The organism is Streptomyces sp. NPDC018610, assembly GCF_044391765.1.
GTDB lineage: Bacteria > Actinomycetota > Actinomycetes > Streptomycetales > Streptomycetaceae > Streptomyces.
In genome coordinates, this window is record NZ_JBISAL010000008.1 from 1 (window position 1) to 12,571 (window position 12,571).

Here is a 12,571-nt window from a genome sequence, read left to right on the forward strand (position 1 = left end):
AGCGTGAGGGAAACGCCCGGTTACATTTCGAACCCGGAAGCTAAGCCTTACAGCGCCGATGGTACTGCAGGGGGGACCCTGTGGGAGAGTAGGACGCCGCCGAACAATCTTTGGAGGACCCCTGGTCACCAGCGTTCAGCTGGGACCAGGGGTCCTTTTCTTTTTTCCAGGCGTACCGGGTACCCGGCTGCGCGAGAACGACTTTGCGGTACCGAAGACAGGAGTCACCGATGTCCACCAACTCTCCCGACGAGCGTCCCGAGCGCGATCAGCGCCGCCGGGACAGTGGTGACCGCGGTGACCGCAGCGGCTACCGCGGAGGCCCGCGTCGCTCCAACGACCGTGGCGGCTTCGGCCGGCGTGATGACGACCGTGGCGGCTTCCGTCGTGATGACCGCCGTGGTGACGACCGTCGTGGCGGCGAGCGTGGCGACCGCGGTGACCGTGGCGGTTTCCGCCGTGACGATCGCCGTGACGATCGCCGTGACGACCGGCGGGACGACCGTCGTGAGGGCGACCGCGGGGGCTACGGCGGACATGGCCGCCGTGACGACCGCGACCGTGGCGGCTTCCGCCGCGACAACGACCGCCCCGCTCCCCGCCGCGACGACGACCGCCCTTCCTACCGTCGTAACGACGACCGTCCGGCCCCTCGCCGCGACGACCGCCGTGACGACCGGCCCTCGTACCGCCGTGATGACCGGCGGGACGACCGCAGGGACGACCGTCGTGGCTACGGCCGACGTGATGACGAGCGTGGTGGCTTCGGTCGTCGTGACGACGACCGTGGTTACGGGCGTCGTGATGACCGCCGTGGTGACGACCGTCGTGGCGGCGAGCGTGGCGACCGCGGTGACCGTGGCGGTTTCCGCCGTGACGATCGCCGTGACGACCGGCGGGACGACCGTCGTGAGGGCGACCGCGGGGGCTACGGCGGACATGGCCGCCGTGACGACCGCGACCGTGGCGGCTTCCGCCGCGACAACGACCGCCCCGCCCCTCGCCGCGACGACGACCGTCCGGCATACCGCCGCGACGACCGCCGCGACGACCGTCGCGATGATCACCGTGGCGGCGACCGTGGCGGCTTCCGTCGTGACGACAGCCGTCCGGCGTTCCGTCGTGACGACGACCGTCCGGCGTTCCGTCGTGACGACGACCGTCCGGCCTTCCGCCGTGACGACGACCGTCCGGCCTTCCGCCGTGACGACCGTCGCGACGACCAGCGCGGCCGGGGCGAGCGGAGCGACCGGGGTGACCGGGGCGAGCGCGGGGGCTTCCGCGGCCGTGACGACCGTGGCGGGCGTGGGCCCCGCCGCGACGACCGTGGCGGCCGTCCCGGCGGTTTCCGTGGCCGTGACGACCGGCGGGACGACCGCAGGGACGACCGCCGTGGCTTCCGCCGCGACGACGAGCGCGGCGGCGGCCGGTTCCGCGACGAGCGGGACCGTGACCGCGAGCCGATCAAGCGGCTGCCGATCCCGGAGGAGGTCACCGGGGAGGAGATCGACAAGGACGTCCGGCAGGAGCTCCAGAGCCTGCCCAAGACGCTCGCCGACGACGTCGCCAGGAACCTGGTGATGGTCGCCCGGCTCATCGACGAGGACCCCGAGGGCGCCTACGGCTACTCCAGGGTCGCGCTGCGGCTGGCGTCCCGTGTCGCCGCCGTGCGCGAGGCGGCCGGCTTCGCCGCGTACGCGAGCCAGAAGTACAGCGAGGCGCTCGCCGAGTTCCGGGCCGCCCGCCGGATGACCGGCAACGTCGACCTGTGGCCCGTCATGGCCGACTGCGAGCGCGGTCTCGGGCGGCCCGAGAAGGCGCTCGACATGGCCGGCGCGCCGGAGGTGCACAAGCTCGACAAGGCCGGGCAGGTGGAGATGCGGCTGGTCGCGGCCGGCGCCCGGCGCGACATGGGGCAGCTGGACGCGGCCATCGTGACCCTGCAGAGCCCCGAGCTGGCCTCCAACTCCGTCCAGGCCTGGACCGCGCGGCTGCGCTACGCCTACGCCGACGCCCTGCTGGCCGTGGGCCGCGAGGCGGAGGCGCGGGAGTGGTTCGCCAAGGCCGTCGAGGCCGACCGGGACGGCAGCACCGACGCCTCGGACCGGCTGGCCGAACTGGACGGCGTCGAGTTCACCGACGCGCTCGACGAGACCGAGGGCGACGACGCGAAGGACGGGGCCGAAGGCCCCTCCGCCGCCGCGCCGGGCAGCGAGGCCGGGGTCGAGGCCGAGGACGAGGTCGAGGACGACAAGGACTGAGTCCGGTCGGAAGGCATGAGACATGAGAAGGGGCGGATCCGAACGGGTCCGCCCCTTCTCATGTCTCACGGCCTCACGGATCCAGCGCGCGCAGCACCAGTCCCGACGCCGGCTTCGGGCCGAAGGACGTCGACTTGCGGGGCATGGTGACGCCCTGGCGGGCCAGATCCCGCACGACCTCCTCGCGGACCGGATGCATCAGGACGGCCGTGCCGCCGTCGCGCTCCGCCTTGCGCACGGTGGCGGCCGTGTCGTGGATGTAGGCGATGCGGGCCGGGTCGTCCTCGGGGATGTGCCAGACGTGTTCCAGGAGTGTGGCGTGCAGGACCGTCGCGTCCAGGGTGCGCCAGGCGGCCGGCCGGTCGGCGGGCACCGTGCGGGCCAGCAGGGCGGGGTCCGGGCGGTCCACGAGGTGGAAGGAGCCGTCGCCGGCCAGCAGGAAGGCGTTGCTCGCGCACGCCGCGTCCGCGAGCGCCGCCAGGGCGTCCGCCAGAGGTGCGTCCAGCCGCCGTACCCGGAACAGGCCGTCCAGCGCCGGCAGCGCTTCGGTGACCGGCAGGCCGTGCAGCAGACGGTGGATGGCGCGGACCCGCAGGGGGTAGCGGGCGGTGTCCACCAGCAGGACCAGGCCGTAGTCCCAGGCGCTGGGGGAGCCGTGCTCCGCGCGCAGCCGCCGGTAGGTCGCCCAGCGGTGGTGGCCGTCGGCGATCAGGGCCTGGTGCTGGACCAGGTCCTCCTGCACCGCCGTCACGTCCTCGAGGTCGGTGACCGCCCACAGACGGTGGCTGAAGCCGTCCTCGGTGGTCGTCGCGAGCAGCGGGGGCCGCTCGGCCGCCCGTTCGACGACCACCGTCGTGGCCGCCGTCGAGCCGTTGCCGCGGTAGGTGAGCAGCAGCGGTTCGAGGTTGGCGCTGGTGGCCCGCATCAGGGCGGCGCGGTCCGCGACGATGTGCGGCATCACGTCCTCGTGCGGAAGCACCACGCCCTCGGCCGGGTCCGTGACCCGCAGCGCGCCGATCAGCCCGCGTTGCAGCATGCCGTCGCCGTCACGCTGCTCGTAGACGTACAGGCCCGGTTCGGGGTCGGTGGTCAGGACGCCCTCGGCCAGCCAGCGGCGCAGGGTGTCGGCGGCCTGCTCGTTGCGGGCGGTGGGGGTGCCGGCCTGGGGGAGGATCAGCCGGACGATGTTGTACGGATCGGCGGACTGGAGGTGGTGCAGGCCGTCGGGGCGTACGACGACGTCGTAGGGCGGGGACGTCACGGCGGCCAGGCTGCCGACCCGGTCGGGGTCGTAGCGCAGGCCTCGGAACGGGGTGAGTTCCAGGCCTCGGCGTGATGTTGCCGGTGTGTGACCTGCTGTGTTCATCCCGGCATCGTACGTGTGTCAGCGGCATGGGGGATGATCGGAGGAAAGCCGGTTTCAAGAGGAGCGATGCGGAATGAGCCAGGGCGTCAGGACGAGGCCCGAGGGCAGTGGGCAGGCCCTGAGCGAGGCGTACGACACGGCCCTTCTCGATCTGGACGGGGTGGTGTACGCGGGGGGTGACGCGATCGCGCACGCGGTCGACTCGCTGGCGACCGCCCGCGCGGGCGGCATGCATCTGGCGTACGTCACCAACAACGCGCTGCGCACCCCGGACACGGTGGCCGCGCACCTGACCGAGCTGGGCATAGCGGCCCAGGCGGCGGACGTGGTGACCTCGGCGCAGGCGGTGGCCCGGCTGATCGCGGATTCCGTGCCCTCCGGTGCGCGGGTCCTGCTGATCGGCGGGGAGGGGCTGCGGGTGGCGCTGCGCGAGCGCGGGCTCGTGCCGGTGGAGTCGGCCGACGACGACCCGGCAGCGGTGGTGCAGGGCTACGGCGGGCCGGAACTGCAGTGGGGGAGGTTCGCGGAGGCCTGCTACGCGATCCGTCGCGGGGTGCCGTGGTTCGCCTCCAACACCGACCTGACCATCCCGAGCGCGCGGGGCATCGCTCCGGGCAACGGCGCGGCGGTGGAGGTCGTCCGCATCGCGACCGGGGCCGAGCCGCAGGTGGCGGGCAAGCCGTTGCCGCCCATGCACCGCGAGACGATCCTGCGCACCGGCGCGAAGCATCCCCTGGTGGTCGGGGACCGGCTGGACACCGACATCGAGGGCGCGTTCAACGGCGGGGTGGACTCGCTGCTCGTGCTGACCGGTGTGACGGACGGGGCACAGCTCCTGGCCGCGCCGCCGCAGCACCGTCCGACGTTCGTGGACGCGGATCTGCGCGGGCTGCTCACCGGGCAGCCGGAGATCACCCGGGAGGGTGATGGTTTCCGGTGCGGCGGGTGGACGGCGACGGCGGGCGCGGACCGGCTGGAGCTCGGCGGCGACGGGGCCGCGCTGGACGGGCTGCGGGCGCTGTGCGCGGCGGCGTGGACGGCGGGCGGCGAGAGCGCCTGCGAGCTGGACGGGGGGAAGGCGCTGGCACGACTGGGACTGTGAGCCGCCCGGGACGCCGGCCGGTCGTGCGCTCGCGGCGGGGACCGGGCGGTGGACCCCACGACGCATGGACTTCGGACCACCCGGGGCGTTCCCTCGGTCTGGGGACGCGGCATCGATGGGTTGAGGAGGGTAGGCTAACCTAACCGGGTGTTGGTCGACAGTCCTCCCGAAGAGCGCGCGGCAGCGGCCGCCGCACCCCCGACCCGCCGCGGGACGCGAGCCGCCGGGCTCGTCCTCTCCATCGCGGCCCTGGTGCTCGTGGCGCTGGTGAGCATCGTGGTCGGGGCCAAGGAGCTGTCCTTGACCCAGGTCTGGCACGGCCTGTTCCAGGACTCGGGGACGTACGGCGACGTGGTGGTCGGCGAGCGGCTCTCGCGCACGGTCCTCGGGCTGCTCGTGGGAGCCGCCCTCGGGCTGTCCGGGGCCGTGCTGCAGGCGCTGACCCGCAATCCGCTGGCCGATCCCGGCGTCCTCGGCATCAACGCGGGGGCGTCGGCCGCCGTCGTCACCGCCATCACGTACTTCGGCGTGACCAGCCTGAGCGGGTACGTCTGGTTCGCCTTCCTCGGCGCGGCGGCGGTGGGCGCGCTGGTGTGGTTCCTCGGCGGCAGCCGGGGCGCCACCCCCGTACGGCTCGCGCTGGCCGGCACCGCGATCGGCGCCGCCCTCTACGGCTACGTCCAAGCTGTGATGATCATGGACGACGCGGCGCTGGGCCGGATGCGCTTCTGGACGGTCGGCTCCCTGGCCTCCGCCACGAACTCCACCATCGTGCAGGTGCTGCCGTTCCTGCTGGCCGGCACGCTCCTCGCGCTGCTGCTGGCCCGCCCGCTCAACGCCATGGCGATGGGCGACGACACCGCCCGCGCCCTCGGCGCGAACCTGAACCGCACCCGGGCGCTCGCGATGCTCGCCGCGACCGTGCTGTGCGGGGCGGCGACCGCCGCGTGCGGGCCGATCGTCTTCGTCGGGCTGATGGTCCCGCACATCGTGCGCTCCTTCACCGGCCCCGACCTGCGCTGGATCCTCCCCTACGCCACCGTCCTGTCGCCGGTGCTGCTGCTGGGCGCCGATGTCGTCGGACGGGTCGTCGCCCGGCCCGCCGAGGTCCAGGTCGGGGTCGTCACCGCGATCATCGGCGGCCCGGTGTTCATCCTGCTCGTACGGCGGCGGAGGACGACCCAGCTGTGAAGACCGCGCACCCCTCTCGCACCGCACGCGCCGTCCGCGCCCCGGGCGGGCTGTCCTTCCGCCTCGACGTGCGGGCGTTCACCGTCGTCGTCGTGCTGCTGCTGGCCGCGCTCACCGCGGGCGTCGTGCTGATCGGCACCGGCGACTTCCCGATCTCCGCCCCCGACGTGCTGAGGACGCTCGTCGGGCAGGGCGATCCGGGGCAGGAGTTCATCGTCCGCGAACTGCGGCTGCCGCGCGTCCTGGTCGGACTGCTGGTCGGCGCCTGCCTGGGCCTGGGCGGCGCGCTGTTCCAGTCCGTCTCGCGCAATCCGCTGGGCAGCCCGGACGTGCTCGGCCTCTCGCAGGGGGCCACGGCCGGCGCGCTGGTCGTCATCGTCCTGTTCTCCGGCGGCGCCACCGCCGTCACCCTCGGCGCGCTCGCCGGCGGCCTGGTCACGGGACTCGCGATCTACTTCCTGGCCTGGAAGCAGGGCGTGCACGGATACCGGCTGGTCCTGGTCGGCATCGGCGTCAACGCGGTCGTCACCGCCGTCAACGGCTACCTCATCACCAAGGCCGACTTCGTCGACGCGGCCCGCGCCGTCGTCTGGATGACCGGCTCGCTCAACGGGCGCGACTGGACCCAGGTGTGGCCGCTGCTCGTCCTGTGCGCGGTGCTGCTGCCGCTGGTCCTCGCCAACGCCCGGGGGCTGCGGATGCTGGAGATGGGCGACGACATGTCCTACGCCCTCGGGGTGCGCGTCGAGCGGGTGCGCCTGCTGCTGATGGGCTCCGCCGTGCTGCTCACCGCCGCCGCCACGGCCGCCGCCGGCCCCGTCTCCTTCGTCGCCCTGACCGCGCCTCAGCTGGCCCGGCGCCTGACCCGCTCGCCCGGCCCCAACCTCCTGCCCTCGCTGTGCATGGGAGCCGCCCTGCTGGTCGTCGCCGACTGGGCCTCGCAGCGCGCGTTCGGCGCCGACCAGCTGCCCGTCGGCGTGGTCACCGGCGCGCTCGGCGGCGTCTACCTGCTGTGGCTGCTGGTCACCGAGCGCAAGAAGGGCCGTATATGAGCGCCCGCGGCACCAAGACGCCGAAGACGGGCGCCCGCGCCACCGCAGCGAACGATCCGAGGAGCACCGTGAACCGCCTCTCCGCCGAGAACGTCACCCTCGCCTACGACCGACGGGTGATCGCCGAACAGCTGTCGGTGGAGATACCCGACAACTCCTTCACGGTGATCGTCGGCCCCAACGCGTGCGGCAAGTCCACCCTGCTGCGGGCGCTGTCGAGGATGCTCAAGCCCAGCGAGGGCCGGGTGCTGCTCGACGGGCAGGTCATCCAGTCGATGCCGGCCAAGAAGGTCGCCCGCACGCTCGGACTGCTGCCGCAGTCCTCGATCGCGCCCGACGGCATCACCGTCGGCGACCTGGTGGGCCGGGGCCGCTACCCGCACCAGGGCATCCTGCGGCAGTGGTCCGCCGAGGACGAGCGGGTCGTGCGGGAGTCCATGGAGCGCACCGGCACCGCCCCGCTCGCCGAGCGCTACGTCGACGAACTGTCCGGCGGCCAGCGCCAGCGCGTGTGGATCGCCATGGCGCTCGCCCAGCAGACGCCGCTGCTCCTGCTCGACGAGCCGACGACGTACCTGGACATCCAGCACCAGATCGACGTCCTGGACCTGTGCGCGGAACTGCACGAGGAGCAGGGGCGCACGCTGGTGGCCGTGCTGCACGACCTCAACCACGCCGCTCGCTACGCCACCCATCTCATCGCCCTGCGCGAGGGCCGGGTCATCGCCCAGGGCGCGCCGAACGACATCGTCACCGCCGAACTGGTGGAGGAGGTCTTCGGGCTGCGCTGCCAGGTCATCGAGGACCCCGAGACGGGGACGCCGCTGGTGGTGCCGGCGGCGCGCAAGGCACGGTCGGACGCCGGGAGGGCCACGGCCGCGCAGACCGCCGGGAAGGCTCCGGCGACGGAGGCGTCCGCCGCCGCTACAGAAGCTTCCTGAGCCGGAACAGGTCCAGCAGGCCCGCCTCCAGCCGCACCCGGCCCGAACCCCAGGCCGTGGCGAAGTTCAGCTCGCCGCCCACCAGCGCGACCAGGTCGTCGCCGGACATGGCGAGGCGTATCTGGGCCTTCTCGGGCGGCGGCCCCGGCACGGTGTCGCGCACGTCGATGCGGCCGCCGGTGAGGCGGCCGGCGAAGGTGACGTCGAGGTCCGTGATGTGGCAGCTCACCGACCGGTCGAGTGCCGCCGCGTCGCGGACGTCCCCGTCGGCGTTCGCCATGCTGTCCGAGAGTTTCTCGAGTGCCGCACGGCACTCCTCGATCGTGGCCATCGCGACCGACGGTACCCCAGGGCTTCGCGGTAGCGTCTGGGCATGAGCGACTCTGTGACCGGGACGGAGGTCCCGACGCGAGCGGCGACCGGGGAGGAGGGCGGCCCGGCGCCCGACCCGGGCCCCGCCGCCCCCGCCCCGCTGGACGTCCCGCGCACCCCCACCGGCGACGCCGGCGTCGACGCGGCCCTCAAGCGGCTCGGTGACGCCGACCACCTCGCCACCGACGGGCACGTGGCGGTGTACGAGGATGTACACGGGGGCCTGCGCGACGCGCTCACCGCGCTCGACGCCCGCCCGGGACCTCCGGCGCCCCCACCGCCGTACCGACACAGGAGCTGAACAGAACGTGGCAGGAGTCGCACGTCGCCGTCTCGACGCGGAGCTGGTCCGCCGCAAGCTGGCGCGCTCGCGCGAACACGCCGGCCAGCTGATCGCCGCCGGGCGGGTCTCCGTCGGCAAGACCGTCGCGACCAAGCCCGCCACCCAGGTGGAGACGGCCGCCGCCATCGTCGTCACGGCCGACGACAGCGACCCCGACTACGTCTCCCGGGGCGGCCACAAGCTGGCCGGCGCGCTCGAGGCCTTCGTGCCCGAGGGGCTCGTCGTCCAGGGGCGCCGGGCGCTGGACGCCGGCGCGTCCACCGGCGGCTTCACCGACGTGCTGCTGCGCGCGGGCGCCGCGCACGTCGTCGCCGTCGACGTCGGATACGGACAACTCGCCTGGTCGCTCCGGCAGGATGAACGCGTCACCGTAAAGGACCGTACGAACGTACGGGAGTTGACGCTCGAGGCGATCGACGGAGAACCTGTGGACCTTGTCGTCGGGGACCTGTCCTTCATCCCGCTCGGTCTGGTGCTGCCCGCCCTGGTGCGGTGCGTGGGGCCGGACGCCGATCTGGTGATGATGGTCAAGCCGCAGTTCGAGGTGGGGAAGGAGCGGCTGGGCAGCGGGGGTGTCGTACGGAGTCCGCAGCTGCGGGCGGAGGCCGTGCGGGGCGTTGCGGGCAGGGCGTGGGAACTCGGGCTCGGGGTGAAGGGCGTCACCGCCAGCCCGCTGCCCGGTCCCTCCGGCAACGTCGAGTACTTTCTGTGGCTGCGTGCCGGGGCGCCCGCCCTGGACCCGGCCGATGTTGACCGTGCAGTGGCGGAGGGGCCGCGTTGACACAGACTCAGGCTCGGACACAGACCCGGGCGCGTACCGTTTTCCTGCTGGCGCACACCGGGCGGCCGGCCGCCGTGCGCAGTGCCGAACTGGTGGTCAAGGGGCTGCTGCGCTCCGGGATCGGCGTGCGCGTACTGGAGGCGGAGGCGTGCGACCTGCCGCTGCCGGGCGAGGTGGAGCTGGTCGCCGAGGCCACTCCGCAGTGCCTGGACGGGTGCGAGCTGCTGATCGTGCTCGGCGGTGACGGCACGCTGCTGCGCGGCGCCGAGTTCGCCCGCGCCTCCGGCGTGCCGATGCTCGGGGTGAACCTCGGGCGTGTCGGGTTCCTCGCCGAGGCCGAGCGCGACGACCTGGACAAGGTCGTGGACCGGGTGGTGTCCCGGGCCTACGAGGTCGAGGAGCGCATGACCGTGGACGTGGTCGTGCACCGCAACGGCGACATCGTGCACACCGACTGGGCGCTGAACGAGGCGGCCGTGCAGAAGGTGTCCGCCGAGCGGATGCTGGAGGTCGTGCTGGAGATCGACGGGCGGCCGGTCACCGGCTTCGGCTGCGACGGCATCGTCTGCGCCACCCCGACCGGCTCCACGGCCTACGCCTTCTCGGCCGGCGGACCGGTGGTGTGGCCCGAGGTGGAGGCGCTGCTGATGGTGCCGATCAGCGCGCACGCGCTGTTCGCCAAGCCGCTGGTCACCTCGCCGGACTCGGTGCTGGCCGTGGAGGTGCTGCCGCACGTCCCGCCCGGTGTGCTGTGGTGCGACGGGCGGCGCACCGTGGAGCTGCCGCCGGGCGCGCGGGTGGAGGTACGGCGCGGCGCCGTGCCGGTGCGGCTGGCCCGGCTGCACCACGCCTCGTTCACCGACCGCCTGGTCGCCAAGTTCGCCCTGCCCGTCTCCGGCTGGCGCGGGGCGCCCCACTAGCGCGGGTCGCGAACGTCCCGTCCGGCTCGCGACGCCTGGCACGGCGCCACCCCCGGCCTTCGGCCGGGGGTACCCCCACGCCGCGTTGTCGGGATCGTCCGCGTACGCCCGGCACGCGGGCGACCCTCGCCTTGCGACGCTCTCCCACTGCCTGAACGGCGTGCGAGGGGCCCCCACCACCGGACGCCGCGAGCCCCGCCCTCCGGGCGGACGACGCCGCTTTCGAAACACGCCCTGGGGCCTCTCGTTCGGATCAGGCCGGGTCCGGCCGCCGTCGCCGTCGCCGGGGCCGGGGCGGCCGTGCCGGGCGCCGTGCCGGACCTCGCCGTGTCGTCGGGCGCACGCGTACACCGGTGCGAGACCCCCCGGGGCGCCGTGCACGGCACCGGCGCCCACTTTGTCGACGAGCGGGCCGGGAGCGGGTGACCGCCCCGGCTCCGCCCCATCGGGCGGGGCGGCGTCGCACGAGGCGGCCAAAACCTCGTATGGTCGACGTCGTGTTGGAGGAGATGCGGATACGGTCACTCGGGGTGATCGACGACGCTGTCGTCGAGCTGTCGCCCGGCTTCACCGCCGTCACGGGTGAGACGGGTGCGGGCAAGACCATGGTGGTGACCAGCCTGGGGCTGCTGCTGGGCGGGCGCGCGGACCCGGCGCTCGTGCGGATCGGGGCCGGCAAGGCGGTCGTGGAGGGCCGGGTGGCCGTGCCGCCGGGCGCCGCCGCCGTCGTACGGGCCGAGGAGGCCGGCGCCGAGCTGGACGACGGGGCGCTGCTGATCAGCCGTACCGTTTCCGCCGAGGGGCGCTCGCGGGCGCACCTGGGCGGGCGCAGCGTGCCCGTGGGGCTGCTCGCCGAGCTCGCCGACGACCTGGTGGCCGTGCACGGGCAGACCGATCAGCAGGGCCTGCTCAAGCTCACCCGGCAGCGGCAGGCGCTGGACCGGTACGCGGGAGACGCGGTCGCCGTGCCGCTGGCCAAGTACGCCGGGGCCTACCGGCGGCTGCGGGCCGTGGCCGCCGAGCTCGAGGAGATCACCACGCGCGGGCGGGAGCGGGCCCAGGAGGCCGACCTGCTCCGCTACGGCCTGGAGGAGATCGCCGCCGTCGAGCCGCGCGCCGGGGAGGACGTCGAGCTGGCCGAGGAGGCCGAGCGGCTGGGACACGCCGAGGCGCTGTCGTCCGCCGCGACGGCCGCGCACGCCGCTCTGGCGGGCGACCCGGAGGATCCCGAGGGCATCGACGCGGCCACCCTCGTCGCGGGCGCCCAGCGGGCCGTGGAGGCCGTGAGGGCGCACGACCCGGAGCTGTCCGCGCTCGCCGACCGGATCGGTGAGATCGGGATCCTGCTCGGCGACGTGGCCGGCGAGCTGGCCGGGTACGCCGACGACCTGGACGCCGACCCGCTGCGGCTGGCGGCCGTGGAGGAGCGGCGGGCCGCGCTGACCGCGCTGATCCGCAAGTACGGCGAGTACGACAAGGGCGTCGACGCCGTGCTCGCTTGGGCCGAGCGCGGCGCCGTCCGGCTGACCGAACTCGACTCCGACGACGAGCGGACCGGGGAGCTGATCGCCGAGCGGGACGCCCTGCGCGCCGAACTCAGCGGTCTGGCGCAGGCGCTGACGGACGCCCGCACCGAGGCCGCCGAGCGGTTCGCCGCCGCGGTGACCTCCGAACTGGCCTCGCTCGCCATGCCGCACGCGCGCGTGTCCTTCGACATCCGCCAGACCGAGGACCCGGAGGGCGTGGAGGTCGGCGGGCGGACCGTCGCCTACGGGCCGTCCGGCGTCGACGAGGTCGAACTGCTGCTCGCCCCGCATCCGGGCGCGCCGCCCCGCCCGATCGCCAAGGGCGCCTCCGGCGGTGAGCTGTCGCGCGTGATGCTCGCCGTCGAGGTCGTCTTCGCGGGCACGGACCCGGTGCCGACGTACCTCTTCGACGAGGTCGACGCCGGCGTCGGCGGCAAGGCGGCCGTGGAGATCGGGCGGCGGCTCGCCAAGCTGGCGAGGACGGCGCAGGTCGTCGTCGTCACCCACCTGCCGCAGGTGGCCGCCTTCGCCGACCGGCAGCTGCTGGTGGAGAAGACCAACGACGGGTCGGTCACCCGTTCGGGCGTGAAGGTGCTGGAGGGTGAGGAGCGGATCCGGGAACTGTCCCGGATGCTGGCCGGCCAGGAGGACTCCGAGACGGCCCGCGCCCACGCCGAGGAACTGCTCGCCACCGCGCGCGCCGATCTGTAGACGTA

General features: G+C 74.0%; 11 protein-coding genes and 1 rRNA gene. 10 read left to right on the forward strand and 2 right to left on the reverse strand.

Annotated features, from left to right (window positions below; all coding sequences use genetic code 11):
- Positions 1-105: ribosomal RNA gene (gene rrf, locus ACH5A8_RS20770) — 5S ribosomal RNA — on the forward strand; the annotation flags it as partial.
- 1,367 nt (positions 106-1,472) lie between these two features.
- Positions 1,473-2,261, forward strand: a complete 789-nt coding sequence (locus ACH5A8_RS20775; RefSeq protein WP_399004610.1) for a hypothetical protein — start codon at positions 1,473-1,475, stop codon at positions 2,259-2,261.
- Positions 2,262-2,334: 73 nt separating this feature from the next.
- Here ACH5A8_RS20775 and ACH5A8_RS20780 read toward each other — a convergent pair whose 3' ends face one another.
- Complete coding sequence (locus tag ACH5A8_RS20780) at positions 2,335-3,627, reverse strand: DUF1015 domain-containing protein (RefSeq protein ID WP_399003973.1); 1,293 nt, start codon at positions 3,625-3,627, stop codon at positions 2,335-2,337.
- 73 nt (positions 3,628-3,700) lie between these two features.
- Between ACH5A8_RS20780 and ACH5A8_RS20785 the strand changes: the two genes are divergently transcribed.
- The 4 genes from ACH5A8_RS20785 (at position 3,701) to ACH5A8_RS20800 (ending at position 7,913) form a co-directional block, all read left to right on the forward strand.
- The gene (locus ACH5A8_RS20785; RefSeq protein WP_399003975.1) at positions 3,701-4,729 is read left to right on the forward strand and encodes an HAD-IIA family hydrolase; all 1,029 of its coding nucleotides are present in this window, start codon (positions 3,701-3,703) and stop codon (positions 4,727-4,729) included.
- A 147-nt stretch (positions 4,730-4,876) separates the two neighbouring features.
- On the forward strand, positions 4,877-5,920 hold the full coding sequence (locus ACH5A8_RS20790) for a FecCD family ABC transporter permease (protein ID WP_399003977.1): 1,044 nt from the start codon (positions 4,877-4,879) through the stop codon (positions 5,918-5,920).
- A complete protein-coding gene (locus ACH5A8_RS20795) occupies positions 5,917-6,972 on the forward strand; it encodes a FecCD family ABC transporter permease (protein ID WP_399003979.1) in 1,056 nt (351 codons plus the stop codon). The genes ACH5A8_RS20790 and ACH5A8_RS20795 overlap by 4 nt, the downstream gene beginning before the upstream one ends.
- Positions 6,969-7,913, forward strand: coding sequence for an ABC transporter ATP-binding protein (locus ACH5A8_RS20800; protein WP_399003981.1), 945 nt, complete (start codon positions 6,969-6,971; stop codon positions 7,911-7,913). Before ACH5A8_RS20795 ends, ACH5A8_RS20800 begins: the two co-directional genes overlap by 4 nt.
- Here the strand turns inward: ACH5A8_RS20800 and ACH5A8_RS20805 are convergent.
- Positions 7,897-8,244 carry an SCP2 sterol-binding domain-containing protein gene (locus ACH5A8_RS20805; protein ID WP_399003983.1) on the reverse strand — a complete coding sequence of 116 codons (348 nt, stop codon included), beginning with the start codon at positions 8,242-8,244 and terminating at the stop codon, positions 7,897-7,899. The two genes, ACH5A8_RS20800 and ACH5A8_RS20805, sit on opposite strands and share 17 nt — an antisense overlap.
- Positions 8,245-8,286: 42 nt before the next feature.
- On the opposite strand from ACH5A8_RS20805, the gene ACH5A8_RS20810 reads away from it, so the two are divergent.
- From ACH5A8_RS20810 to recN, 4 genes are all read left to right on the forward strand, one after another.
- Complete coding sequence (locus tag ACH5A8_RS20810) at positions 8,287-8,586, forward strand: hypothetical protein (protein WP_399003985.1); 300 nt, start codon at positions 8,287-8,289, stop codon at positions 8,584-8,586.
- 7 nt (positions 8,587-8,593) lie between these two features.
- Entirely contained in the window at positions 8,594-9,409 is an 816-nt protein-coding gene (locus ACH5A8_RS20815; RefSeq protein ID WP_399003987.1) for a hemolysin, read from the forward strand.
- On the forward strand, positions 9,406-10,329 hold the full coding sequence (locus ACH5A8_RS20820) for an NAD kinase (protein WP_365534801.1): 924 nt from the start codon (positions 9,406-9,408) through the stop codon (positions 10,327-10,329). The genes ACH5A8_RS20815 and ACH5A8_RS20820 overlap by 4 nt, the downstream gene beginning before the upstream one ends.
- Before the next feature lie 485 nt (positions 10,330-10,814).
- Positions 10,815-12,566: a DNA repair protein RecN gene (gene recN / locus ACH5A8_RS20825; protein ID WP_399003989.1), complete on the forward strand. Its 1,752-nt coding sequence runs from the start codon at positions 10,815-10,817 to the stop codon at positions 12,564-12,566.
- Positions 12,567-12,571: the final 5 nt, after the last annotated feature.

Coding starts and splice junctions, on each gene's coding strand:
- ACH5A8_RS20780 (WP_399003973.1), bottom strand. CDS start 3,627: ATGAACACAGCAGGTCACACACCGGCAACATCACGCCGAGGCCTGGAA.
- ACH5A8_RS20785 (WP_399003975.1), top strand. CDS start 3,701: ATGAGCCAGGGCGTCAGGACGAGGCCCGAGGGCAGTGGGCAGGCCCTG.
- ACH5A8_RS20800 (WP_399003981.1), top strand. CDS start 6,969: ATGAGCGCCCGCGGCACCAAGACGCCGAAGACGGGCGCCCGCGCCACC.
- ACH5A8_RS20805 (WP_399003983.1), bottom strand. CDS start 8,244: ATGGCCACGATCGAGGAGTGCCGTGCGGCACTCGAGAAACTCTCGGAC.
- ACH5A8_RS20810 (WP_399003985.1), top strand. CDS start 8,287: ATGAGCGACTCTGTGACCGGGACGGAGGTCCCGACGCGAGCGGCGACC.
- recN (WP_399003989.1), top strand. CDS start 10,815: ATGGTCGACGTCGTGTTGGAGGAGATGCGGATACGGTCACTCGGGGTG.